This is a genomic window from Vibrio rhodolitus (genome assembly GCF_003350325.1).
GTDB lineage: Bacteria > Pseudomonadota > Gammaproteobacteria > Enterobacterales > Vibrionaceae > Vibrio > Vibrio rhodolitus.
In genome coordinates this window covers 232,388-257,011 of sequence record NZ_QLYZ01000003.1, presented here as the reverse complement: position 1 = coordinate 257,011, position 24,624 = coordinate 232,388, and the positions used below count along the sequence as shown (strand labels likewise).

Annotated in this window: 19 protein-coding genes and 1 pseudogene; 10 read left to right on the top strand and 10 right to left on the bottom strand. The window is 45.4% G+C overall.

The features are described 5' to 3' along the window. Window positions 1–18 precede the first annotated feature (18 nt). Window positions 19–363, top strand: a complete 345-nt coding sequence (locus DPF93_RS04730; protein WP_114765061.1) for an antibiotic biosynthesis monooxygenase family protein — start codon at window positions 19–21, stop codon at window positions 361–363. A 121-nt stretch (window positions 364–484) separates the two neighbouring features. Further along, the gene (locus tag DPF93_RS04725; protein WP_114765060.1) at window positions 485–916 is read left to right on the top strand and encodes a GNAT family N-acetyltransferase; all 432 of its coding nucleotides are present in this window, start codon (window positions 485–487) and stop codon (window positions 914–916) included. Between the two features lie 69 nt (window positions 917–985). On the opposite strand, the gene DPF93_RS04720 is transcribed toward DPF93_RS04725, so the two are convergent. Next, a complete protein-coding gene (locus DPF93_RS04720) occupies window positions 986–1,492 on the bottom strand; it encodes a GNAT family N-acetyltransferase (protein ID WP_114765059.1) in 507 nt (168 codons plus the stop codon). Window positions 1,493–1,651: 159 nt separating this feature from the next. Further along, complete coding sequence (locus DPF93_RS04715; protein WP_114765058.1) at window positions 1,652–2,191, bottom strand: TetR/AcrR family transcriptional regulator; 540 nt, start codon at window positions 2,189–2,191, stop codon at window positions 1,652–1,654. Window positions 2,192–2,499: 308 nt separating this feature from the next. Here DPF93_RS04715 and DPF93_RS04710 point away from each other — a divergent pair, with 308 nt between their 5' ends. The 3 genes from DPF93_RS04710 to DPF93_RS04700 all read left to right on the top strand — a co-directional run bounded on the left by DPF93_RS04710 (window position 2,500) and on the right by DPF93_RS04700 (window position 5,917). Beyond that, on the top strand, window positions 2,500–3,555 hold the full coding sequence (locus tag DPF93_RS04710) for an HlyD family secretion protein (protein ID WP_114765057.1): 1,056 nt from the start codon (window positions 2,500–2,502) through the stop codon (window positions 3,553–3,555). Window position 3,556: 1 nt separating this feature from the next. Continuing rightward, a complete protein-coding gene (locus DPF93_RS04705) occupies window positions 3,557–5,098 on the top strand; it encodes a DHA2 family efflux MFS transporter permease subunit (protein ID WP_114765056.1) in 1,542 nt (513 codons plus the stop codon). Window positions 5,099–5,314: 216 nt separating this feature from the next. Continuing rightward, window positions 5,315–5,917 carry a TetR/AcrR family transcriptional regulator gene (locus tag DPF93_RS04700; RefSeq protein ID WP_114765055.1) on the top strand — a complete coding sequence of 201 codons (603 nt, stop codon included), beginning with the start codon at window positions 5,315–5,317 and terminating at the stop codon, window positions 5,915–5,917. 98 nt (window positions 5,918–6,015) lie between these two features. Here DPF93_RS04700 and DPF93_RS04695 read toward each other — a convergent pair whose 3' ends face one another. The 3 genes from DPF93_RS04695 to DPF93_RS04685 form a co-directional block, all read right to left on the bottom strand. Beyond that, window positions 6,016–7,563 carry an MFS transporter gene (locus DPF93_RS04695; protein ID WP_114765163.1) on the bottom strand — a complete coding sequence of 516 codons (1,548 nt, stop codon included), beginning with the start codon at window positions 7,561–7,563 and terminating at the stop codon, window positions 6,016–6,018. Window positions 7,564–7,568: 5 nt separating this feature from the next. Continuing rightward, the gene (locus tag DPF93_RS04690) at window positions 7,569–8,582 is read right to left on the bottom strand and encodes an HlyD family secretion protein (RefSeq protein WP_114765054.1); all 1,014 of its coding nucleotides are present in this window, start codon (window positions 8,580–8,582) and stop codon (window positions 7,569–7,571) included. A gap of 357 nt (window positions 8,583–8,939) precedes the next feature. Further along, window positions 8,940–9,689 carry a 5'-methylthioadenosine/adenosylhomocysteine nucleosidase gene (locus tag DPF93_RS04685; protein ID WP_114765053.1) on the bottom strand — a complete coding sequence of 250 codons (750 nt, stop codon included), beginning with the start codon at window positions 9,687–9,689 and terminating at the stop codon, window positions 8,940–8,942. Between the two features lie 364 nt (window positions 9,690–10,053). Between DPF93_RS04685 and gad the strand changes: the two genes are divergently transcribed. The 3 genes from gad to DPF93_RS04670 all read left to right on the top strand — a co-directional run bounded on the left by gad (window position 10,054) and on the right by DPF93_RS04670 (window position 15,017). Further along, entirely contained in the window at window positions 10,054–11,448 is a 1,395-nt protein-coding gene (gene gad / locus DPF93_RS04680; protein ID WP_114765052.1) for a glutamate decarboxylase, read from the top strand. 62 nt (window positions 11,449–11,510) lie between these two features. Next, the gene (locus DPF93_RS04675; RefSeq protein WP_114765051.1) at window positions 11,511–13,238 is read left to right on the top strand and encodes an aspartate:alanine exchanger family transporter; all 1,728 of its coding nucleotides are present in this window, start codon (window positions 11,511–11,513) and stop codon (window positions 13,236–13,238) included. 960 nt (window positions 13,239–14,198) lie between these two features. Further along, on the top strand, window positions 14,199–15,017 hold the full coding sequence (locus DPF93_RS04670) for a lipase family protein (protein ID WP_244204675.1): 819 nt from the start codon (window positions 14,199–14,201) through the stop codon (window positions 15,015–15,017). Between the two features lie 337 nt (window positions 15,018–15,354). Here DPF93_RS04670 and DPF93_RS04665 read toward each other — a convergent pair whose 3' ends face one another. Continuing rightward, the gene (locus tag DPF93_RS04665; protein WP_114765049.1) at window positions 15,355–16,080 is read right to left on the bottom strand and encodes a MipA/OmpV family protein; all 726 of its coding nucleotides are present in this window, start codon (window positions 16,078–16,080) and stop codon (window positions 15,355–15,357) included. A 506-nt stretch (window positions 16,081–16,586) separates the two neighbouring features. On the opposite strand from DPF93_RS04665, the pseudogene DPF93_RS04660 reads away from it, so the two are divergent. Further along, window positions 16,587–16,688 (top strand): annotated as a pseudogene (locus tag DPF93_RS04660) (carboxypeptidase); the annotation flags it as partial. Window positions 16,689–16,743: 55 nt separating this feature from the next. On the opposite strand, the gene DPF93_RS04655 reads toward DPF93_RS04660, so the two are convergent. The 4 genes from DPF93_RS04655 to DPF93_RS04640 all read right to left on the bottom strand — a co-directional run bounded on the left by DPF93_RS04655 (window position 16,744) and on the right by DPF93_RS04640 (window position 23,277). Continuing rightward, a complete protein-coding gene (locus tag DPF93_RS04655) occupies window positions 16,744–18,252 on the bottom strand; it encodes a hypothetical protein (RefSeq protein WP_123777514.1) in 1,509 nt (502 codons plus the stop codon). Between the two features lie 837 nt (window positions 18,253–19,089). Continuing rightward, window positions 19,090–19,830 (bottom strand): DeoR/GlpR family DNA-binding transcription regulator, encoded by a 741-nt coding sequence (locus DPF93_RS04650; RefSeq protein ID WP_114765162.1) that lies wholly within the window; start codon window positions 19,828–19,830, stop codon window positions 19,090–19,092. Between the two features lie 79 nt (window positions 19,831–19,909). Further along, a complete protein-coding gene (locus DPF93_RS04645; RefSeq protein ID WP_114765047.1) occupies window positions 19,910–22,333 on the bottom strand; it encodes a formate C-acetyltransferase/glycerol dehydratase family glycyl radical enzyme in 2,424 nt (807 codons plus the stop codon). A gap of 2 nt (window positions 22,334–22,335) precedes the next feature. Next, window positions 22,336–23,277, bottom strand: coding sequence for a glycyl-radical enzyme activating protein (locus DPF93_RS04640; RefSeq protein WP_114765046.1), 942 nt, complete (start codon window positions 23,275–23,277; stop codon window positions 22,336–22,338). A 254-nt stretch (window positions 23,278–23,531) separates the two neighbouring features. Here DPF93_RS04640 and DPF93_RS04635 point away from each other — a divergent pair, with 254 nt between their 5' ends. After that, window positions 23,532–24,206: a fructose-6-phosphate aldolase gene (locus DPF93_RS04635; RefSeq protein ID WP_114765161.1), complete on the top strand. Its 675-nt coding sequence runs from the start codon at window positions 23,532–23,534 to the stop codon at window positions 24,204–24,206. Window positions 24,207–24,624 lie beyond the last annotated feature (418 nt).

Sequence of the window (24,624 nt, the reverse complement as noted above, 5' to 3'; positions counted from 1 at the left end):
CAGACGAAGAGAACCACCATGATTGCTGTTATTTTTGAAGTTCAAGTTGCTGAGGGCAAAACCTCACAATACCTCGACATTGCCAATGAAATTAGACCGCTTCTCACTGAGATTGATGGATTTATCTCGATAGAGCGTTTTCAGAGTTTAACTGACCAAACAAAGGTGCTATCGCTGTCATTCTGGCGTGACGAAGCTGCAATTGAAGCATGGCGCAATTTAGAAGCGCATCGTTTTGCTCAAGCTCAAGGTCGCGGCGGTGTATTTGAAAATTACCGTTTACGAGTCGCTGGGGTGATTCGTGACTATGGCATGAGCGAACGAGAACAAGCGCCACAAGATAGCCTACAAGCACACGCTTAAGGCACCAATATGCTTCGCAAACTCTAAAATAAAGCGGGGAAATCATTGCGTATCTTAGCCCTGTATCAGTAAGGTGAGCCGACACGCTCACCGAACGACACTAGTAAGTTATTACGATCAGATGGAAATAAAACACATCCCATTAGAGTCTGCACTTCCCATCAGACACGCCGTTCTATGGCCAAGTAAACCACCAACATTTTGCCAAGTTGACGGCGATGAAACTGCCCTTCATTACGGCGCTTTTGTCGATGACAAACTCGTCTCTGTTGCTTCTATTTATCTCACCGGAAACAAGGCAAGATTGCGCAAATTCGCCACTCTACCAGACTATCAAGGGCAAGGGATCGGCACGCAAATGATTGAGCATATCCTCTCGCAATTAGCGCTAACAGAGATTGAATATTTTTGGTGTGACGCCCGAGCATCAGCACTGGGTTTTTACCGTAAGTTTGGGCTGATGCAGGAAGGTGAAGAGTTCTACAAATCCGAAATCGCTTATTACAAAGTGTCGCTGCACATACCGCCAAAGCCACTCAAGCCAAAGGGATAATTATGTATATCAAACAAGCATCACAACTGACTGACACTAAAGCAACAAAGGGCACATTGTGCCCTTTGCTTAAACTTGCTCGTTTGGATGCCCCCACATTAGCGGCTGAGCGTAAGGTCCTTTGATGCTTGATGTCGATTCACCAATACCATCTAACGCACCTTTAGTCAGTTCACGGGCAAACCAACATTCTAGTGGTGCTTGAGTGCGTACTGGTGGTAGCACTTTATGTGGTGTGTTGTAGCGATTACCGTAGTGGAACGGTTCGCCCATCACAAAGATCACGTCTGCATCCAACTGCTTTTCTGCTTCTTCCATTAAACGCGTCGCGTAACCTTTTCCTTGATACTCAGGCAGCACCGCAAGAGGTGCTAATACATAGCATTTCAAGTGTGGCGCAGCATCAACCGTGATTGGTGTATAACAAGCGTGTGCCACGCCGTCATAAACGATTGAAAAGCTGCCGTCGACAATTAAATCATCGGCAAACTGTGCATAAAGTTTAGCGTGGCGTTCATCGTAAAGACCACCAGCAGCAGCGAATGCTGCAAATTGAATTTGGTAAGGTGTTTTCATGGGTTTAATCCTCATTTATCTATTTCAAACTAGTTGACCGACCATTCGGTCAGCTAGTTGGTTCAAAAAAATCACGCTAATGATGCGTGATACATATCTTGCAATTAGGTTATTAGTTATCGTTCAAAGGCAACTTGAAGGTCTCTGAACGACAATCCATCAGCAATACTTCTTAATGAATTCCTGCTTTACTGCTTCAAGAGGGAAATCATCATTGAGCAAATAATTAAGTGCGATACCATCGATTTCCGCGACAAACATGCGGCTAATGACTGCGGGTTGCTGGTGACCAAGGTATTCAAACACCTCTTCTACTCCAGCACGCAAACCATCCATTCGCTCATCAATCAAATCAATCAACAATGCTCGTGTGGTCGGCTGCACCATTACATTGAAGTTAAACTGGTAAATGGCTCTATGTTCCGGCACGGCCATACCCGTAAAAATCGCTTCAATTAACGTTTCTAAACGCGCTTTTGGCTCTTTTACCGCAAGATAGCTATCGTCTGTTTCATCAATGATTTTACTGATGTAATTGAATACTTCTCTAAGCAATTCATTCTTATTTTTGAAATGGTGGAAAACGAGACCTTTTGACACTTCAGCTTCTTCACAAATTGCTGAAACTGATGTCTTTTCAAACCCATTCTTAGCAAACAGCTTTAAAGCCACTGTGATGATTTGGTCTTTTTTATCCATCTTCTCACCCTTCTCAAACAGACTGACCAACTGGTCAGTGGTGCGCAGTTTAATGATCTTTGCACTAAACTGTCAAACAGTATTTCGCAACTTAAGATCCAATAAGCTTGGCAATCGAAATTGAGACCATGCGTCTTATTTACCAAGTGTAAAGTAAATTGACCACTCACTTCGTTTCTTTTTTGCGCTAAGTCGTTGTTAGTGATGTGATCTAGATCTACTATCTTTGTAAGCAAATGTAACTAAGCAATTCTGCATCAATCTCAAACGTCGACAACACAGACGAACAATCGAGTTGGGTTATAACAATGAGTGAAAATTCCGCCCCTTCCCATTTTTTCCGCAATCTTACTATTATGGTGATCATCGCGGCGATCCTAGCAACAGCTGGCTATTTCTATGTTCAGCACCAGAAAAATTACCCAAGTACAGATGATGCCTATGTGCATGCCAATGTGATTTACATTGCCCCTCAAGTCAGCGGCAAAGTGCTTAACGTCAATGTCTCTAACTATCAAGCAGTGACTCAAGGTGATCTGCTTTACCAAATTGACCCAGCACCTTTCCAAGCTAAGCTCGATGAAGCGCAAGCCGCTTATGAAGTCGCAATTCAAAGTAATGCCGCCACTGATGATGCTATCTTAGCTGCCAGTGCCAATGTAAAAAGCACCCTTGCCCTTCTTGCGGATGCACAATCTACTTATCGCCGCATTGAAAACCTTGTCAAAAAACAATTGCTGCCAGCACAACAACTGGACGATGCCAAAGCCAAACTCTCTAGCGCTGAAGAGAACGTAATTGCCGCACGCGCCAATATGTCGCAGCTGATTAAAGCGCAAGGTGCACAAGGTGAAGCTGCGCCTGAAGTAAAACGCGCAGCAGCAGCGCTTAGCCAAGCAAGCCTGTCACTCTCATACACCAATATCTTTGCCCCTAGAGACGGTCACTTAGGCAAACTCAGCGCTCACGCCGGCAGTATTGTTTCTCCAGGTCAAGCGTTAGTGCCACTGGTTGAAAGCAATACTTTCTGGGTCCAAGCCAACTTTAAAGAAACCCAGTTAGAGCGCATCACAACTGAGATGCCAGCGACGATCGAACTAGACCTTTATCCTGATGCTGAATACCACGGCACAGTCAAAGCAATCTCGCCAGCTAGTGGCTCCTCGTTCTCACTGCTACCACCAGAGAACGCAACGGGGAACTGGGTAAAAATCCCCCAGCGTTTTCCTATTTTGATCCAACTTACTGATGAATCTGAACATCCAGATTTCCCGCTTCGCGTTGGTGCTAGTGCAACTGTGACAGTTGATACCGTAACTCACGCTAACGCAGCCCCTGCACCAGCTAGCCAGCAAGAGCAATAGTATGGCGGAAGTAGCACACATGGCGACCTCAGGAGATGAAGAAGCCAATGTCATGAGCGAGGGGACAAGGAAACTGGTGACCCTTGCGGTCATGCTTTCTGCCATTATGGTGCTCCTTGATATGACCATCGCTAACGTCGCCCTGCCACATATGATGGGCGCGTTGGGGGTGACATCGGATCAAGTCACTTGGGTTCTCACCTCTTACTCTATGGCGGAAGCGATCTTTATTCCTCTGGCGAGCTTTCTGGCGCTTAAGTTTGGTATCCGCCGCTTACTGCTGCTCTCGGTTTCGGGTTTTGTGATCACCTCAGCGCTGTGTGGGCAAGCCGATACTATCGCAGAGATGGTGACTTTCCGCATCATGCAAGGCGCATTCGGTGCTTCGGTAATTCCACTATCACAATCGATTATGGTGCAGATTTACCCGAAAAATCAGCGCGGTAAAGCGATGGCATTGTTTAGTGTGGGCGTACTGCTAGGTCCGATCCTTGGTCCTACCCTCGGCGGCATCATCACCGAGAATATGGATTGGCGATGGATCTTCTACGTTAACTTACCAATCGGTGCCATCTGTTTAACGCTGCTGTATTTCTTCGTCAAACTTGATGGACGTGGCGAGAGTAAAATTGACTGGCCACTAGTGATAGCCATGACTATCGGTATTGGTTTGCTGCAAATGGTGCTCGATAGAGGTAACGAAGAGTCTTGGTTCCAATCCAACGAGATCCTACTGGCGGCGATCATCAGTGGTATCGCGATCATCTTTTTCGTTGGGCGCTCGATTATGACCAAGGGTGATATTGCCCCGATATGGCTACTGCGCGATCGCAACTTAGCCATGTCTTGTATCGTTATGGCGGGCTTCTCGATGGGGATGTTTGGCATCACTCAATTGCAGCCAATGATGCTGGAGCAGCTGCTCAATTATCCAGTAGAAACCACGGGCTTTATGATGGCACCACGCGGGCTGACTTCGGCAATTGTGCTGTTAGTCATGGCGCGTTACATGGACCGCATTGATGCGCGTGTACTGATAGTGATTGGTCTTTCGCTCAATGCTGCTGGCACCTATTTGATGACCCAGTACTCAATGGACATCAATATCTACTGGATCTTATTGCCAAGTATTATCCAAGGTGCAGGCATGGGACTGGTATTTGCGCCGCTCAGCCAACTGGCTTACGCCACGTTGGCGCCGAAAGACACCATTGGCGGTGCGGTGGTGTTTAACTTGTGTCGAACTATCGGTGGCTCTTTTGGTATTTCGATAGTAAATACTTACTTTTCTCGCATTCAACAGAAAGAGTGGAACGAGCTAGGCGGTGCACTTTCGCCAACGAACCCAGCCCTACAGCAAGCGGCACACGCGCAAGGCACGACGATTACCGATCCAAGCTTTTTGGTGCAAATCCAAAACTTGCTGCATCAGCAATCAACCCTAACCGCGTTTGTCTACACCTTCGGCTTCTTGCTGTTCTCGTATTTGTGTTTGATTCCTCTGTTGGCGCTATTCAAACCAAAGCCGAAAATGGATGTTTAATTGACCGTGCTAATAGAGCATAACTAGTAGACCATGCTTGGTAGATCTAGCTAAATAGCCACACAATGTGGCTATTTTTATACACCATCGTGAGACTCGATTATCTTCTGCATGCAAAAGTTTCTCTTGTATCACACACTTTTGACCCAAACCTTGTGTAGTCACTAAATATAAATGGTACTGTACCGAACAGTATCAATTTTAAGGTCTAGGTTTATGCGTGCTTCCACTCAAGAAAAACGAACTCGAATCATTGAAGTAGCCACTGAACTGTTTATCGAACAAGGCTATAAAGACACCGCACTGGATCAAGTCGTGGCAATTTGTGGTGGGTCTAAGCAAACCCTGTATCGTTACTTCACCAATAAAGAAGGTTTGTTTGTTGAGGTGCTAAAGCACAATACTAAAACCACTTTAGAGTCAGCATTTCAGCTATCAGATAAGCAGCAACAGTCAGTGCGGCAAACACTTGAAGAATTCGCCATTGAATACCTCAAGGGTATTTGCTCAAACCCAATCTTAGGTCTGTATCGCATCATTTCCGCTGACTTTAACAAACATGAATCGGTGCCACATCAGTTCTGGTTTAATGGTCCGGTGAGCATTCGCCAATACCTGATTGAGTATCTCAAGTCAGACTTGGTATTGAGCCAACTTGAGTTCGATGATGTTGATTTGGCTTGTGATCAACTATTGGGTTTGATCAAGTTAGACTACCAAAATATGGCTTTGATTGGGCTTGAGTTGCCTGATGATGCAATACTTGAAAAGCACTGCCAACAAGCGGTCAGCGCATTTCTAACCTTGTATAGCAAGTGAGCGCTTCATTACGTTAGCAGTGGTTAGTTTGTTTTTTTGATATGCAAGGGGGAGCGCCAATAACGCTCCCCCCCTTTACTATTAACCGTTGATTAGTATTAACTGTTAATTGCCGCTTGTTTGGCTCGTTTAGCGACGATCTTTTTGCCGATCAAGAGCACTGGCGCTAAGGCAAATATTGAAAAAATAAACACAATTAGCGAGTTGTTTAAGGCCAACGTTGTCGCTTGCTCTTTGACGACCATACTCATCTGACTCATACCCAATGACGACGACGGAATATGCCCGTTGGTTAAAATCGCGCTACTTAACGCCTGCTCATAGTTGGCAAAGGCATTACTTGAGCCGGCAAAAGTCCGACCAATTTCACCGGATGCCTGCGCGCTATGATTTTGGATAACTCGCGAGAAAAACGCACCACCGATGACCCCGCCAAAGGTTCTGAACAAGTAGAAGTTCGCGATCCCTTCCAGTCGCTGTTGCGGTTTGAAGTGCAGCAAAACTGCAATGGTCACCGAGACATTGAGCAGACCAATACCAAAGCCACGCAGCAGCATTGGGATTAGCAATGCATCTGTTCCAGCATAACTTGGTAGCTGACTGAAATCGTACACCGAGAGCAAAATCATCAGCACGCCAAACGGGACAAAGGCATCAGCCAGTGGTCTTTTAAAATAGAACACCAAGACACTCAGCAGCATACCAATTAGCATGGTGATAAACGCCGGAAGTTGCCAGTAGCCCGCGTTAAGGCTGTTATACGCCAGCGCCATCTTAAGGAAATTACTAAATAGCGCGGTACTCGCCATCACCGCAAAGCCGGCTAAAAAGGCGTTGTACATAAAGACATTGGTTTTCAGATCACTATGCACCTGCATCGAAGCAGTATTGAGCGTGCGCGTTCTGAGCAATATAAACACTGCCGCTAGCACTAACGCCGAGGCAACCACAACCCAATTTGCAAACCAGTTAGAATCAAGCCAGTTATAATGCGAGCCACGCATGAGCAGAAATACGCTTAACGCAGCAGTGACAGCCAGCACAAAGTAAACAGAGAGTGTCGATTTCAATTTTTCGGCTATCGCCACCTCGCCGAGAGGAAAGCATGCGGTGACAACCAACGCGGAAAAAAGTAACCAAGCTGAAACCACACAAAATAGCGACCAATGGTAATGCTCAACCACTTGCGCCATTAGCCACGGATAAACACCCATTGGCAATAGCGTGGAGAAGAGCAAAGTAAAAGCGATGATGGCTGGCAGCAGTTTTTGCTCATACCGTTCTAACAAATAGAGATTGATCACCACCAGCAGCACGCTCATCGCAAAGCCATTGCAAAGCCATAGAAAGGCAAACAACCCTTCGCTTACGCCATGCCAATAGAACACTGAGCTCACCGCCAAACATACCGCTAAAGCTATACTCAACACGTTTTGACTTGGGATGCGTCGCACAAGAAGAGGCGTAAACATAAAACCTAAAATCTGAGCGATCATAAAGCCGATTTTAACTCGCTCGACTTCATCCAATGAAAGGCCAACAGACGCCGCCATATGGGATGAAAGTTCACTAAACATCGCTGAGTTAACGCCATAAGCGGCGATAACTAACGTCGCGAGCAACAGTAGGGGTAAACGCGCCTTCATCATGCTTAACCTTGTTGGGCAGTATCAATCGACACTTGTGCAGATAACCCTGGGTAAATGCGCTGCTTTAACTCAGTTGGGATATCAAGAGTAATCTTAACCGGCACGCGCTGAACCACTTTGACAAAGTTACCGGTCGCATTTTGTGGTGGCAGCAAGCTAAATTGCGCGCCTGTTGCTGGCGTTATTGAGCTTACCTCGCCACTGATCACCGTATCCGGATACATATCTAACACCACATCAACATGCTGCCCTGGCATCACGTGTTCCAATTGTGTCTCTTTGTAGTTCGCTTCAATCCATACATAGTCAGGCACCATCACAATTAAGCCCATGCCCGGTTGCACAAACTTACCCACTTGCACTTGTCTGTCAGCAACAAACCCATCAAAAGGTGCTTTCACTACGGTACGTTCAAGCGCGATATTCACCAGTTTGAGTTTCGCTTCAGCTTGCTTGTGTTGCGCTAGCAGTTGTTGATGCTCTGTGCGCAGCGCATCGAGTTGTTTCTTCTCTGCCGCTAAGCTCAATTTCGCCGTTTCAAGATTGCTATTGGCTTCTACCGCGCGCGTCTTTTGCGCCTCAAATTGATTGCGACTTACTGACTGCTTCGCCACTAAATTAGAGAGACGCTGATACTCAGAGTTTTGGTGCTGAGCATTGGCTTGTGCGCTGGTGATCTTCTGCTTAGCTTGCTCAATTTTAACCAACTGCATCTCGGTTTTAGTTTGGTTGGCTTCTAGCGCTGCATTCGCCACTTCAAGTGCCGACTTTGCAATCTCTCGATTTGCAATAAAGTCCTCATCATCAATCGCAAATAGCGCGTCACCCTTTTTCACCCATTGGTTGTCGGCAACAAAGATCTTACTCACCTGTCCGCCAACTTCTGGGGAAATTGCCGTTACATCTGAATGAATATAAGCGTTGTCGGTGGTAACCACATTCGGTGAGTAGATGTGAATGGCAAGCGCTGCCGCAGAGCCAATGATTAGTGCCAAAGCAATCAGCTTTTTGTTCATGTTCGAAACCCTACTTAACTGGAACGTACAAACTGTACTGTACGGTACAGTATTAGTAAAGAGACAAATGGATCTTTTTTCTCAGCATGGATCTTTGTGTTTTACGGGCAACGCTTTCCATCAAGCTAGGAGTAGAACAATCAGCTAAAACGAGCCACATGTTTAACCGCTTTAAGGCAAACACCAGTGCCAAAAAAGCAGCAGTCTGCAAGATAGGAAAGCCAGAAAGATAGAAACGAAAAAGCTCTGCAACCGAGACTAATCAGGTACAGAACTTTTGATGGTTTTAAGCAAAAAGTGGTAAATGGAATCGTTGCTATTCGAAGCCGTTATTAATCGAAATAGCGGCTCAGCAAATTACTTCATCATTTCCAGAATGATGGCGACTGAGTTATCTGCGGTGGCTTTTTTCATCTCTTCGTATGTTAGAGCCGCAGAGCCATCAGCTTTGTCAGAGATGGTACGGATCACCACATATGGGATCTCGAACTGGTCCGCAACTTGCGCCAATGCCGCCCCTTCCATCTCCACTGCTTTGGCTTGGAATTCTTGATATAGGTAAGCCACTTTCGCTTTATCAGCAATAAATTGGTCACCAGAGACAATCGTACCTGTCGTGACTAACTCTTTGCCCAATACTGTTTGTGCTGATTGCAGTGCATGTTTTACCAGTGCTGGTGAAGGCAGGAACTCACGGCTATCAAAGCCATCTAGCAAACCCATCGGCGCGCCGAATATTGTTAAGTCCACATCGTGCTGCACCAACGCAGTCGAGATCACCACATCCATTGGCTCCAGCTCTGGCGCACTTGCCCCAGCAATACCAGTAAAGATAATTGAATCGACCCCAAACTCGGTTGCCAATAACGTCGTGGTAAGTGCAGCATTCACTTTGCCCACACCTGATTTTGTCACAACCACGGATTTGCCGTTTAACTTACCGACATGGAACAGATGTTTACCGATAGTCTTCTCTTCAACATGGGTCAGCTTTGGTAGCAAGCCTTCGATTTCAACATCCATGGCACCGACAATCGCAGTGCGCTCTGTAGCAGCGCTAGTAGTAAAAGAAACAACGGTTAATAACAGGGCAAAAAAGCGAAACATAAAATAATCTCCTAAATAGGGCGCGAATCATACTTTACAAATCACTCAATAACAAACGATTGCGCAATCGTTTGCCTTCAAAAAAATCACTCAGTGAGAATTGGTGAATATCACAGCAAGAATGCCCGGTATCTTCACTTCTCGCCTGCGACTTACTGGTGCATTGCCGTTAACACTCACAGTTCAGAATTTATGCTTTAAAGAAAAGTTTCCCAGCAATGCTTGCCACTTTATATCCTTAGACAAAAAGCACATCTGTAAAAAAGGCACTATATTTTATCCAGCAAAGCTTAACTTCTGTTCTTAACAGCTCTTCTTAAAAACTGTTGTTAACTTCTAAGCTCATTAGCCATAAGGATTTGATATGCCACTCCATAAGAAATCCACCCTGTCTGGGTCCGTTCTTGATGATGTTTACTCTGCCAAAGATCTTTCCGTTGTTATGCCCAAATATCGTATTCCCGATAACGAACAGATGGCAACTCATGCCTATCAAGTGGTGCATGATGAACTGATGCTCGATGGCAACTCGCGACAAAACTTAGCCACTTTTTGCCAAACATGGGTCGAAGATGAAGTGCATACGCTGATGAACGAATGCATCGACAAAAACATGATTGATAAAGATGAGTACCCGCAAACCGCAGAGATCGAATCTCGCTGCGTGCACATGTTGGCTGATCTTTGGCACTCACCTGATGCAGAGAACCCGATGGGCTGCTCTACAACCGGTTCAAGTGAAGCCGCCATGCTCGGTGGTATGGCATTAAAGTGGGCATGGCGCGAAAAAATGAAAGCGCAAGGTAAGCCGACCGACAAGCCCAACCTCGTGTGCGGGCCTGTGCAAGTGTGCTGGCATAAATTCGCTCGCTATTGGGACATCGAATTAAGAGAGATCCCAATGCAAGGCGACCGATTGATCATGACGCCAGAAGAAGTGGTCAAACGTTGTGATGAGAATACCATCGGCGTTGTGCCAACCCTTGGTGTGACCTTTACTTGCCAATATGAGCCAGTAAAAGCCGTGCATGAAGCGCTGGATCGCTTACAAGAGGAAACGGGGTTAGATATTCCTATTCATGTTGATGGCGCGAGCGGTGCTTTCCTTGCACCATTTTGCCAACCAGAGCTGGAATGGGATTTTCGCCTACCGCGAGTAAAATCAATCAATGCTTCTGGGCACAAATTTGGTCTTGCTCCACTTGGTGTTGGCTGGGTAGTGTGGCGAGATGCTGACGCGCTTCATCCCGATCTTATCTTTAACGTCAACTACTTGGGCGGCAATATGCCAACCTTTGCGCTCAATTTCTCACGCCCCGGCGGGCAAATTGTCGCGCAGTATTACAACTTCCTCCGTCTTGGACGCGAGGGCTATACCAAAATCCATAATGCTTGCTACGAAACGGCGCAGTACCTTGCCAACGAAATCGAGCAAATGGGACCATTTGAAATCATCTACGATGGACGAGGCGGCATACCAGCTTTGAGTTGGACGCTAAAAGCAGGTGCTAATCCGGGCTTTAATCTCTATGACTTATCTGACCGCATTCGCTCGCGTGGCTGGCAAATTGCCGCGTACGCCATGCCGGCTGATCGTGAAGATTTGGTCATTATGCGAATTTTGGTTCGTCATGGATTTAGCCGCGATCTCGGGGATTTACTAATCCAAGATCTCAAACATTGCGTCGATTTCTTCAAAGATCACCCCGTGGTAAACGGCAGTGATGCTGACGAGTCGAGCAATTTCAATCATGGTTAATCTCTAACCAATGGTCAGGCGAGCGATACGCTCTGCCTGACGCTTCTCAATAAGGTGGGAATATGGAATTTCTATTTCATTATTTAGCCGATAACCCGTTTGTCTTTCTCTTCCTTTCGCTGGCAATTGGTTACCCATTAGGCAGCATTAGCCTAAAAGGTGTCAGCCTAGGCACGACCGCCGGCACCTTGGTGGTCGGGGTGTTACTCGCACTGGCTTCATTCTCAATTTACGATCTTAAAATCGCCGAGCCAGGTCTGGTCTCCGATATTTTCCTGATGATGTTTATGTACGCGATTGGCATGAAAGTGGGTCCGCAGTTCTTCTCAGGGCTCGCTCGTGGCGGCATTGATTTTGTTGTGATTGGACTTATCGTGGTGTTCAGTAACTTCGCGATTGTCATACTGGGCGCTAAGTTGCTCGACCTCGAACCTGGCTATGCGGCGGGGATCATTTCCGGAAGCTATACGGTCACGGCAGTAATGGGGGTCGCTCAATCAGCGATTGATTCTGGCGCGTTTAAAATCCCGGAGGGGATGAGCGCCGATCATATTAGCGCCAATATCGCCGCTGGTTATGCGATTAGCTATGTCTTATCGACGGTGCTTATCATTCTCTTGATCAAATACTTACCCGCGATGTTCGGCATTGATCCAGTCAAAGCTGGTAAAGATGCAGAAGCGGAATTTTCCACTGGCGAAAGTAACGAAAAGCTCCCTAGCACCTTTGGCTTTTCAGATACTGGCGTCTTACCCATCGACGTTCGCGCCTATCAAGTCAGCCATGAAGAGTTAGTCGGGCAAACCATTAGCGAGCTGTTTAAGCAGTTTCCTGATGCAGCCATTCTTAAAGTGGTGCGCGGTGATGAGGTAATTGATGCCGCCGATAACCCCAAACTACAAATGGGCGACATCATCGGTATTCGTGGCGAGTATCGCGTGCTGATTGCCGAAGGGGAAACCGATATCGGTAATGAAGTGGATGAGCCGCGCGCACGTAATGTTGATATCGAAGTTGCCGATATTCATGTCGGCAAATCGATACACGCAGGCAAAGCGTTAGCTGAGTTACACGCTGATGTAGGATTTGGGGTTTACTTTAAAGCGCTGTTTAGACAAGGGCATCAACTGCCATTGTTACCACAAACCCGAGTAGAGGTTGGTGATGTGGTTCGCGTGGCGGGCTCAAAATGGTGTGTCGACCAAACCGCCAAACAGCTCAATAGTGTCGCGATTGTCGAAAGCACGGTGACCGAGACTTTCTATCTCGCGCTAGCACTGCTCATTGGTTATGTTTGTGGTCACTTTAGTGTCAGCATTATGGGTATCCCTTTTGCACTTGGCACCTCTGCGGGCTGTATGCTAACGGGGATAATCTTCTCTTTCCTTCGCACGCGTAACCCGACCTTTGGCGGACCGATGAGTGAAGGGGCACGAAGCTTTCTGCAAGATATTGGTCTGAATCTATTTGTTGCTGTGCTCGCCGCCAATGTTGGCCCGAAAATCCTTGCCTCCTTTCAAGGTACGATAGTGATTAAAATCGCGCTATTGGGCGTAACAGCGGCATTAGTGCCTCCCCTACTCGCTTGGCTCTACGGCTTGTACATTAGAAAGATGAACCCAGCGATTCTTGCAGGTGCGTGTGCCGGAGGACGTAACAGCACACCAGCGATGAAAGGCGCGCAAGATGCCAGCCAAAGCGATATGCCAGCCATCGGCTACCCAGTCCCTTATGCGTTAACCTCAGTGTTAGTGCTGATCCTTGGTTATATTGCGATGGTGATAAGTTAGCGATAAGTTCATTAGATGAGTTTTTTGTTTTGATTTGCTCTCTGGTGTTTACTCGCCAGAGAGCGTTTATTGGTGTTTGGTATTGCTGTATGTACCGCTTAATACACCTGATGCTAATTTGATTCTACGAAAAGCGGTCCAATTACTCTATGTCATACCGCAGTAGGAGATCAGTGTTGCGATTTTGAGCACAAAACTCCAACATTGTCATTCTCGCGCGCGCGGGAATCTCGCTTTTAAGTCTCCTTGTAAGCTTTAGTTTGCTTGGTATGTACCGCTTAACACTGACTATCACTGTAGAATGATTATCGGTAGTTGTTGTTATTGCTGTATGTACCGCTTAAAACACCAGATGCTAATTTGATTCTACGGAAAGCGGTCCAGTTACTCTTTGTCTTACCAAAGAGTAACCAGAAAGGCGCTTTGGTATCTTTGATGCGGTCCGGTCGGTTTTAGGCGTTCCCGACGCCGAAAACCTAAAAATGCGTCCTGCATTTTTACCTATTGTAGGGGTTATTTTGGCTGGAGCATTTTTGGGCATTAATAAGTCACAGTGATTGCTAAATTAATAAAAGATACAACTAACTCAAGTAAGGAAAACTTCAATAGGCAAAAACAAAACCCAACCTTGCTAAATTCAGCTCCTAAAGCACCATACTTTCATATCATCCTCATTACATATCTTATCGGCTCAACCTGCATAAAATTCAGAGTGTTACTAACATATCGCAAAGTTATTTGAGCCTTAAGTTTACTCTGGTTCTAAAAGTTATCTTGCCGCTAATAAAGCGCGGGCGAAGTGTGAAATGCGCTCAAGTACGCCGGATAAAAATCCATAAGGTAGAGCAGGAAACTGACGAGAAAAACAGCACTATCGTCAGTCGCGTCTGGTCGGCTTCCTGATTAGCGATGTTGCAGGGAGAGCTCGATCACTTACCTGTAAGACCCAAGGAACCCGCTATGAGTAAAACCATTTCACCCTATAAAACCTGTCTTGATGAAGGTAATGCCTACTGGATGGCAAAGATCGCCAAAGAAGTTTATCACTGCGTATCTGCAAACGACTCTACCCCATGCCGAGAAACCATTCTTGCCAGCTTGCTTGAGCAAGACCCTGAGTTTGTCGATGTCTACCCGCAAAATCACAACAGCGCACAAGCAGCACTGATTGAGCATAAAAAGTATCTGTGCCTTGCTTTTCGCGGTACCGATGAAGTTGCCGATTGGCTAGATAACCTCAATGCCTTTTCCACCCCTCAGCTATTTGGTGAGTTTCATCGCGGCTTCTGGCAATCGTTAGAGGATGTGTGGCAACCACTCGATGACAAAATGCGCCAACTCCAAAAACAGCAGCCACGCCCGCTGTTTATTACTGGTCATAGTTTAGGTGGCGCGATGGCAACAATGGCGGCAGCAAAATTGATCCATGAGGATAAGCCATTTATTAGCGTTTATACCTTTGGTCAACCGCGCGCATTGACCCGCCAAACCGCACAGATCTTTAATATGGAGTGTAAATCGCGCTATTTCCGTTTCCATAACAACAACGATATTGTCACTCGTGTTCCTGCCCGTTTGATGGGCTATAGCCATGTTGGAAGTTACCTGTACATCACTGAGGATGAACAGATCCACCAAGAATCCGGCTTTTGGTTTCGCTTTGTCGATAGCATCGAGGGCGTGATTGATGATCTCAAGGAGGCGGGTTTCGATGGCATTAAAGATCATGATATGGACAACTATTTAAGGGCAATTGAGAAGTGGGATTTTGGGGAGTAATTCTGTTCGGTATTTTTTGAGCTTGGATCGCTTTCTGGCTATCACTGGAGAGCGATTATCGGTAGTTGTTGGTATTGCTGTATGTACCGCTTAAAACACCGGAGGCTATTTTGATTCTACGGCAAGCGGTCCAATTACTCTTTGTCTTGCCAAAGAGTAATCAGAAAATCGCTTTTGTTTCTCTGTTGCTGTCCGGTCGGTTTTAGGCGTTCCCGACGCCGAAAACCTAAAAATGCGTCCTGCATTTTTACCTAGGGTTGAGGTTGTTTTGGCTAGAGCATTTTTGGGCAGAGACGTAACCATAAAAAAACTTTTGCCAAGCAAAAGGCAAGGGGCACTAGAACTGATATACCACACCAACACCTAGCTTCCAGCCAATGTCATTTTGAATTAACGGACTCTCACTGGCGTGATGTTCAAACTCTAATTTGGAAATACCCAGTAAGCTGTCCGTAATATCATATAGCGCTATTACGCCAGTCTCGTATACCCAAGTACTGTCTGCTTCAAACTCGGCGAGTCCTGACGCACTCGACTCACTGGCTGAAACATTATAGATATGCTGAGAAAGCTTGTTGTCGCGATAATTCACCTGCACAAAAGGGGATACGGTAAGTTGCTGCAGGGGTGTCTCGAAGGCTCGCCCTAGGTGTAACTGAACCTCATAGCCATCGTGCTTATTGCTTACATCGTGAAGATAGGTAATTCGAGCGCCAACAGTACCAAGCGTAACACCAACTTCCGCACTGCTATCACGATCATCAATACCACTTGGGATATCATCAAAGTCATCAGACACTTCTGAGAGCCTTATGTTACCTGAGATCCCTAGCCAAGGAAGAATTGAGTAGTTGGCAAGACTGCCGTCAATGAAGCCATAGTCACTGTTATGAAATAAGTATGGATCAACACCAACCCGCGCCCCTTGATCGGAAAATACGGACTGCCCAGAAGTGACTCCCGCCCCTACAAAGCTAAAGTTCTTATATTTAGCTTGAGAATAAACTGCACCTGAGCTTAATAATAAGCCTAATCCAATTATCACACTGGTTGATGTTTTCATATCGTTTCTCCTATACGCTATTTAGAAGAACCGATGAGAAAGAGTTTTATTGCAGACGGTTTGAATTTTGACTTCAATCTCTGACATTCGTTTAGCAGAGTGATTACTCAAAATCGGGATATTTTATTTGTGCCGCTTAACACTGACTATCACTGGAGAGTGATTGTTGGTAGTTGATAGTTGGTGTTTGGTATTGCTGTATGTACCGCTTAAAACACCGGAGGCTACTTTGATTCTACGAAAAGCGGTCCAATTACTCTTTGTCTTGCCAAAGAGTAATCAGAAGTCGCTCTTGTTTCTCTGACGCTAACCGGTCGGTTTTAGGCGTTCCCGACGCCGAAAACCTAAAAATGCGTCCTGCATTTTTACCTATTACTGAGGTTATTTTGGCTAAAGCGTTTTGAACAACACCTTGCCAGTGGTTATCCTAAATTAGTAAAAAGAGGATTAATTTAGGTATGAAAAAGTCGGGTAGGCAAAACGCTAGACACAACCCTGTAGTTTTCGAAGGCAATTTACTAACCACCGATGAACTAGTGAAACAATTGACTGGCGAAACTCTGAACGCTAGTTACTTTAAAGATCATTTGAAAAGTCGTTATCTGTAAATAAAAATGGCTCGGCAGCATTCAAGCTACCGAGCCATTACCATTACTGGCTTATCTATGCAACTGAACCCGTTCTAGTTGTTGGCTCTTTCTCTTTCGAGTTGACTTCAGGAGTCATTGCAACGTCAACTACATTCAACATATCTTTTTCTTTCTGCTCGATTTTATTTCTTTCTTTAGCATTTAAGTGTCGTAACAGTGGACTGACTAAAGGCACGTTATCTAAACGATTAATCGCGTCGGCTAATTTTGAACTTTTGTCAATCGCATCAATAATCGGATGATCTGAGTTGTTATAATCAGATATTAACTTACCCGGGTTTTCGCTGTTAACTTGAAGCAAGTTGAAAAGCAATTTAGTTCTTAACTCACCACTAGTGTCATCTTCGCCAATTGCGTCAATCTGATTTGACAAGCCTTCAAATGTTCGGCTCGAAACTTCTTTATGTGTGTACTCTTCAATTAGTCGTTTACTAAGCTTATAGCTCTTGTTTGATGAGTAAGCGACCCATAGGATGGGAGCGTAAACAGGTAACATCATAGAGTAAATCATCGGAGCATCTTGAATAACAGAAGCAAACTGCTCACTCAAAAATATTACTCGAACCATACTGAATGCAACTGGCAACAAAGAACATATTATCAACCAGCGAATAGCTTTATTGAACGAACCCTCATGTTTATCTAATTGTTCTTTTTCAACTTTAATTTTGTCGATATATGCACCAGAAAGACCAGCCGTAAGCGCATCGGGAAGAAGTGATTTTATCTGTTCAATAATTGAACTATATTGCTTTTCACTTTTAGATATGAACGACTCCAACCCTTCTTGGTATTGACCTTCAATAGAGTCTAGTTTTTCATTGTATCTTTGCTCTACGCTCGAAACTTCTTCGTGCAACGATGCAACATCATTTTTGATTTTAGAATAAGCATCTTTAAGTTCTTCTTTTAAGCCACCTTGTTCTACTTCTTCACCGTTGTCATCTTCATATGTAAAGCCAAAGACTTCACCATGAAGGGTGTCAAATTCACTTTTCTGTTTAGTTGCATTACTCAGCAAAGATTTCAACTTACTTGCAACCAATTCAGTATTGGTTACTTGTTCGGATAACGACTCAACTTTCACCGCCAAGCGATCTTTCTCAGTAATTAAACGATTAAGCTCCTGTAGAGCTTCATCAATTTCTGCTTTAGATTCTAAGTATTGTTGATGGTATTGAGCTATTGATTCTGATTTATCAAAAGCAGTAGACCCATGCTCTTTGATAGTTGCCAGATTCGAGTCTGATTCATCTTTCAATGAAATGACAAGTTCATAAGCATCTTCAACACTTTTGTAAATGGCATCAATCTCACCCAAGCGTTCTTCAGCTTTGTTTTTTACTTCGGTGGCTTTGTTCCTAGCTCCCAAAGCTTTGGAATAATGCTCTGGTGCGCTCTGCTCTAGCAACTCAAGCTGTTGATCAGTCTTTTCTAATTTTGCTTTAAGAGCATTCATCTCTGTCCAGAGATACTCTTTCTCTTTATTTAGCTTTTCTGTTAGTCGTTCTTCTGTAGTCAAAAACAAAGCTATTACCCACCTTATGCCACCACGTTAGTATTGATGTATTTTCCATCAATTCACGTTTAAAATCAAAAGCATGAACAAATGAGCACCAAGAACTAAGACCACGTTCGCTTTAGGCAAGGTGATAGACCCGTTTTTCTTTCTCAAATTTTTGCATATCGTCAATACTCCCAAAATATCTCCAAAACGGAGATGAAAATGAAACTTAGACCACACCAATCACATACCCTAGATGTTCATTTGCAGAAACAAATACTTTAGCCGTTAAAAGCTATTGAAAAAGCACTCAAAACCACTGCCAAGGTAATCAATCGTAAACTCAGTTCATTACTGACACGTGTACACGTTAGTCTGTTTGCACCGAGAGAAGCCACCTTACAACTACTACAACTAATGGGGTCGCGTCTTGCCTTTCGTTTCATTAGTTAAATTATTGTAAATACTGAAATTGAAGAATGAGGCAGATTTCGAGTTAACTGATTGTGGGGCAAAAATGCAGGACGCATTTTTAGGTTTTCGGTGTCGGGAACACCGCTAGCCTAACTACTTGATGATTCTACTAGGCAACAAGCGAGCAAATCCTCTGAGCATAGATAACTATGTGATGAGGTTTGTGAGTGCCAGTTAACGACGTAGCATCTTCAAGTAGGACGGGTAAAAACCGGCCGGGCAGCAAGCGCAATACAAGAGCGCCTTTCTGATTACTCTTTGGCAAGACAAAGAGTAATTGGACCGCTTATGAATAAGCTAATGAAATCCTCATGAGTAATAAGCGGGACATACCACCACTCCAACTGACATAAAAAAACCGCGATACTCGCGGTTTTCCCATTAACCAAGAATCACTTCCACACCATGCCCTTGCAAATAGTGCAAATCACTCTCCGGTAAACGGTTATCTGTCAGCAAAATCGAAATTTGGTTGGTGTGACCAATCGTAGATGGATAAATCTGACCAAACTTACTTGAGTCCGTCAGAATGATATTACGGCGGCTTTTCGCCAAAATCGTTGCTGCAATATCTGCGCGCATCATATCGCGGCTGGTAAAGCCGGTATCTTGATGAAACCCATCTACACCTAAAAATGCGGTACTAAAATGGATATTCTCGATACACAGTTTGGTCAGCGGACCAACCAGGCTCTCACCTTGATGTTGATAGACACCACCAAGCAAAATGATGTTCGCCGAAGTATTGCGGATTAAATGGGCAATGTATGCAGACGGAGTAATAATGGTCACATCACCGCGCTCTGCCAATGTGCGCGCCAACAAGGCATTAGCACTGCCCCCTTCGATCAACACGGTTTCATTCGCTTTAACCAAGTCTGCCGCTTTGTTGGCTAGTGCTTGCTTAATATCAAATCGCACTTCTAAACGGCTATCGATATCATCACTTTGCAAAGCCATTGCAGCGCCATGAACGCGTTTGAGGTAACCCTCTTGCTCAAGAAAGTTAAGGTCTTGGCGAATGGTCACTCCCGAGACACCAATCAAATCTGACAGTTCGGTTACCTGAACGCGCTTGCGCTCATTCACTATCTGTAGAATTTCATTTTGTCTTGGGTTCATAACAATCACTCGGGAAAAGAAAAAAGAGGCACCAGTATAATGCCTCTTTCTTTCATTTGAAACTCAAGTGAAACTTCAATTACAACTTATGTTCCGTACGTGCAATGATGTCGTCTTGCGCATCTGGTGATAGCGCGGTGAAGAAAGCTGAGTAGCCTGCCACTCGCACAACGAGATCACGATATTGCTCTGGGTTCTTCTTAGCCGCTAACAAGGTCTCACGAGAAACGATGTTGTACTGCACATGCCAGCCTTTGTGGTGGTTGAAGAAGGTACGAATCAACATAGAAAGCTTGAGCTTATCCCCTTCAGAAGCAACTGCTGCCGGGCTTAATTTCTGGTTAAGCAGCACGCCACCAAGGATTTTATTCGCTTGGATCTTACCCACTGAGTTGTACACTGCCGTTGGACCTAAACGGTCTGAGCCAGACGACGGGCTTGCCCCCTCTGCCAATGGCGTTTTCGCTTTGCGACCGTCTGGCGTTGCCATGGTTGAAGCACCAAATGGGACGTTTGCTGAGATACTTGATGTACCGGCGTAGTAACCGCCACCAATTGGACCGCGCCCATGACGCGTATTAACGAACTGCTCTAGCTCATCAATGTACACTTGGTACGCGTCTGCCAGTAGTTGGTCTACTGCGTCATCATCGTTACCGTATTTTGGTGCAAAGTTGATAAGACGTTGGCGAAGCTGTTCGTTCTCCATGCCGTCGAAATCTTCTGCCAATGCTTTTGCCAGCTGTGGTTGGGTGATTTGCGCATCATCGAAAACAAGGTGTTTGATTGCTGCTAGGCTGTTACCCAAGTTGGCGATACCAACTTGCAAGCCAGATACCCAGTCGTATTTCGCACCGCCTTCTTTCACGGTTTTACCGCGAGCCAAACAGTCATCCACCAGCGTTGAACAGAAGATGTCTTGTGCTTGCTGTTCAAGCACGCTGTCGACTACGGTATCAATCTCAATCGATTTGCGGGTGTAGTAGCGGATTTGCTCTGCCCAAGAAGCCGTCACTTGCTCAAAGTTGTCAAAGTTGCCTTTTGCTAATGACTTATCGTGTGGCAAGAAAGCTTTACCCGTTGTTGCATCCACACCTTCGTTAAGTGCCGCGAGCAGGATACGAGCGAAGTTAATAAAGCTCATGCCCGTGCAACGATAACCCCATTTGCCCGGAACCGCAGTCTCGATACAGCCGATAGAGGCGTAGTTGTAAGCGTCTTCTTTCTCTACGCCAAGCTTGATGAATTCAGGAATAACAATCTCATCGTTGTTGAACGCTGGCATACCGAATCCGCATTTAATCACTTCGATACAACCCATTAAGAACTCTTGGTTCAAACCTTCGTGGTAACGCACACTCAAGTTAGGTTGCGTCGAACGCAGTTGACCACAAGATTCCAGAATCGCCCAAGAAAGAGGATTCACTGCGTCTTCTGGCTCCCCCTTTTCATTCAACTTCTGACCGCCGATACAGACGTTTTGGTAGAGAGGAGAACCTGCCGATGCTTTTGAGTGCGCGCCAGAGCGAATCTTGTTTACTTCAAGCAGCTTCAACCAGCAGCTTTGTAAAAGCTCTAGTGCAAAGTCTTTTTCAATCGCACCGTTTTCGATATCGCGAACATAAAATTCGTTTAGGAATTGGTCCATACGACCGAAAGAAACCGAGTGACCATTCGATTCGATTTGTAGCATCAACTGAACAAAGTAGCTCAATTGCAGTGCTTGCCAGAAGTTTTCTGGTGCGTGGCTTGCTACATGACGACAGTTTGCAGCAATGCTTTCTAATTCAGCTTTGCGTAGGGGGCGCGTCTCTTCTAGCGCCATTTTTGCCGCCAATTCAGCGTAGCTCACCATGTGATCTTGAATCGCAAGCAGCACGATTTCGACTGATTTGTAGAACTGCTCTTTCTTCAAGCCTTCAAAGGTCGAAACATCATTGTTAGCACGGTGCTGACGAACATCCTCTAGCAAACCGTTCATGCCTAGCTTCAAGATTTTCTCGTTATCCACCGCAAGGTGCGCGTCACCCGAAGTCATGTTGCCTTCGGCTTTAATGATGGTGCTGGCTAAGATTTCTTGCTGCTCATCAGTAAACAAACCATAACAACGGTCTTGAACAGTTTTACCGCGCCAATACGGTGTGATGCTGTGGATGCTTTGCTTATCTTCTTCAGTAACAGCAAAGCCTGCACCAGGACGGTCGGCTAGCTCATCAATTTCCGCTTCAATCCAACGCACTGTGTATTCTGGGAAAATAGGCGCAGCGCGTACTTTGCTCGCTTGGTTACCGACGATCAACTCATCGTGTTTAATCCAAATCGTACGAGTGCGTAAGTGCTCTTGCAGTGCTAGCGCACGTTGGACAATCACAGGTTTGTCTTCGTTTGCTTGATAAGCACGAGTGTATGCCTCTGCACGCTCGGTACAGACAGGTGGCGTTACGATATTTACCAGTGCCGATTTGTGCGCTTTGATACGCTCAGGAAGGTAATTCAGGTCCATAGTTAACCTCTTACAATCACGTTAAGTTGGGTGTTTTCGCTTGCGTATTGCATGGCGCTTTCTAGCAGTTCTGGTTTGTTTAATGGCTTGTCAGAACACTCGTAAGGCATATCGAGCAAACGGTATTTATTGATGCCGAGCGTGTGGTACGGCAGCAAGTGAAGTTCTTGGCAGCTTTCTAGTGAAGCCGCAAAATCGATGATGTCTTTCAACTCTTCGATGGTGTCATTGAACCCCGGCACAACGGGAACGCGAATCACAATGCGTTTCGCGATAGGTGCCAGTTTTCGGAAATTGTCTTTGATGCGTTTTAGTGAACCTTTCGCCCAGCTAAGAAACTTTTCTTCATCAGTGTGTTTTAAATCCGCCAACCAGCAATCAATATGCGGCGCGGCTTTTTCGACGTTCTTCCACGGCACATGCATGCACGATTCAATAGCGGTAGAGACTTGGTTGTCATGCAGACGCTGTGCGAGCTCTGCTACCAAATCGGCTTGCATGAGTGGCTCACCACCGGAGAAGGTCACACCACCTTGGCTTTGGTCGTAGAAAGGTTTGTCTTTCATCAAGGTGTCGAACAACATGTCTAATTTCGCCTCTTCACCGCAGACAGTCAGTGCTTGCGTAGGACAGACGTCTCGCAGCGCGATCAGTTGGTCTTCTTTGATGGCTTTGCGATTGATGATGATCTGGTTGTCGATGCGTTGAATACCATCGCTCACCGTTTCACTATCCGCTCTGGATTGAGTTGTGGCTTGATAAGCAGAAACGCACAGCTGGCAACCTTCCATACAGCTTCGCTGATCAAACAGCAGTGAATGCTTTTCGCTGCGGCTTTCTGGGTTTTGACACCAAGGGCAAGACAAGCTGCATCCTTTAAGAAAAAGAATGGAACGAATGCCATCGCCATCATGGGTAGAGAATCGTTGAATATTGAAATACATCTCTGCTTGCCTCTTGGTCTGTGCTACCGCTGTTTTCTTAATCTGGTTCTTGCTGGTTAAGTCTTATAAACGGCTTTTGTTTGTGCGTACTGAAAGCTTCACTTGAGTGTTCATAAGTTTCACTTAACTTTCATTTAATGAAATTATTATAGTTTCAAATGAAATTTCAATTGATCAAAATCAAGATCTCGTTCGATTGTCAGATCTATAGTGATCCCATCATCAAAACCAAGATTTTGTTTAAGGTAGAAACCATGATTGAACTTTATTTAGATACTGCTGATGTGGCAGAAGTAAAACGCTTTAACCAGTGCCTACCGCTAAAAGGCGTGACGACAAACCCAAGCATTCTGGCGAAGTCAAAACAGGGACTGAATGAAACCCTAGCAGGCATGCAAGAAGCACTTGGTGGTACACCTCGCTTTCACGCGCAAGTCGTGAGTTCAACTGTCGAAGGTATGGTGGCAGAAGCGCGCCAACTGAATGAATTGCCTTACGATATGGTGGTAAAAGTGCCAGCAACAGAAACCGGCTTAGCTGCAATTAAGCTAATGAAAAAAGAGGGAATTCAGGTTCTTGCTACGGCTATCTATTCAGCTCAACAAGGGTTCCTTGCAGCACTGTGCGGTGCAGACTACCTAGCACCTTACGTAAACCGCATTGATGCGATGAACGGCAACGGTGTTGAAGTGGTCGCGGATCTTCAATTGTTGCTCGATCAAAACCAACTACCAGCGAAGATTTTGGCAGCCAGCTTCAAGAACACTCAACAAGCGATGGAGGTGATGAAACTGGGCATCGAAGCGATTACGCTACCGACCGATGTGGCAGCGCAAATGTTCGCGCACCCAGCAGTAAAACCTGCTGTTGAACAGTTCGATAAAGACTGGAAAGAAACCTTTGGCAACAAGCTTTCATTTGAAAGTTAATTGCACTACAACTTACAAAAGCGAGATTCCCGCATTCGCGAGAATGACAATGTTTTAGTTCAGCGCTTAACTAGGTAAAAATGCAGGACGCATTGTTAGGTTTTCGGTGTCAGGAACGCCTAAAACCGACCGCACAACAACTGCGCACAAGAACGCCTTTCTGGTTACTCTTTGGCAAGGCAAAGAGTAACTGGACCGCTTACGAGTATGCCAAGAAGATGCCCATAAGCAATAAGCGGGACATACCAAATATGCCGCCACTAAATAGCTATAAAAACGAGAGATTCCCGCATATTCAAGAACGGCAATGTTCTAGTTCAGCACTTAACTAGGTAAAAATGCAGGACGCATTTTTAGGTTTTCGGCGTCGGGAACGCCTAAAACCGACCGGACAGCGAGCGTAATACAAAAGCGCCTT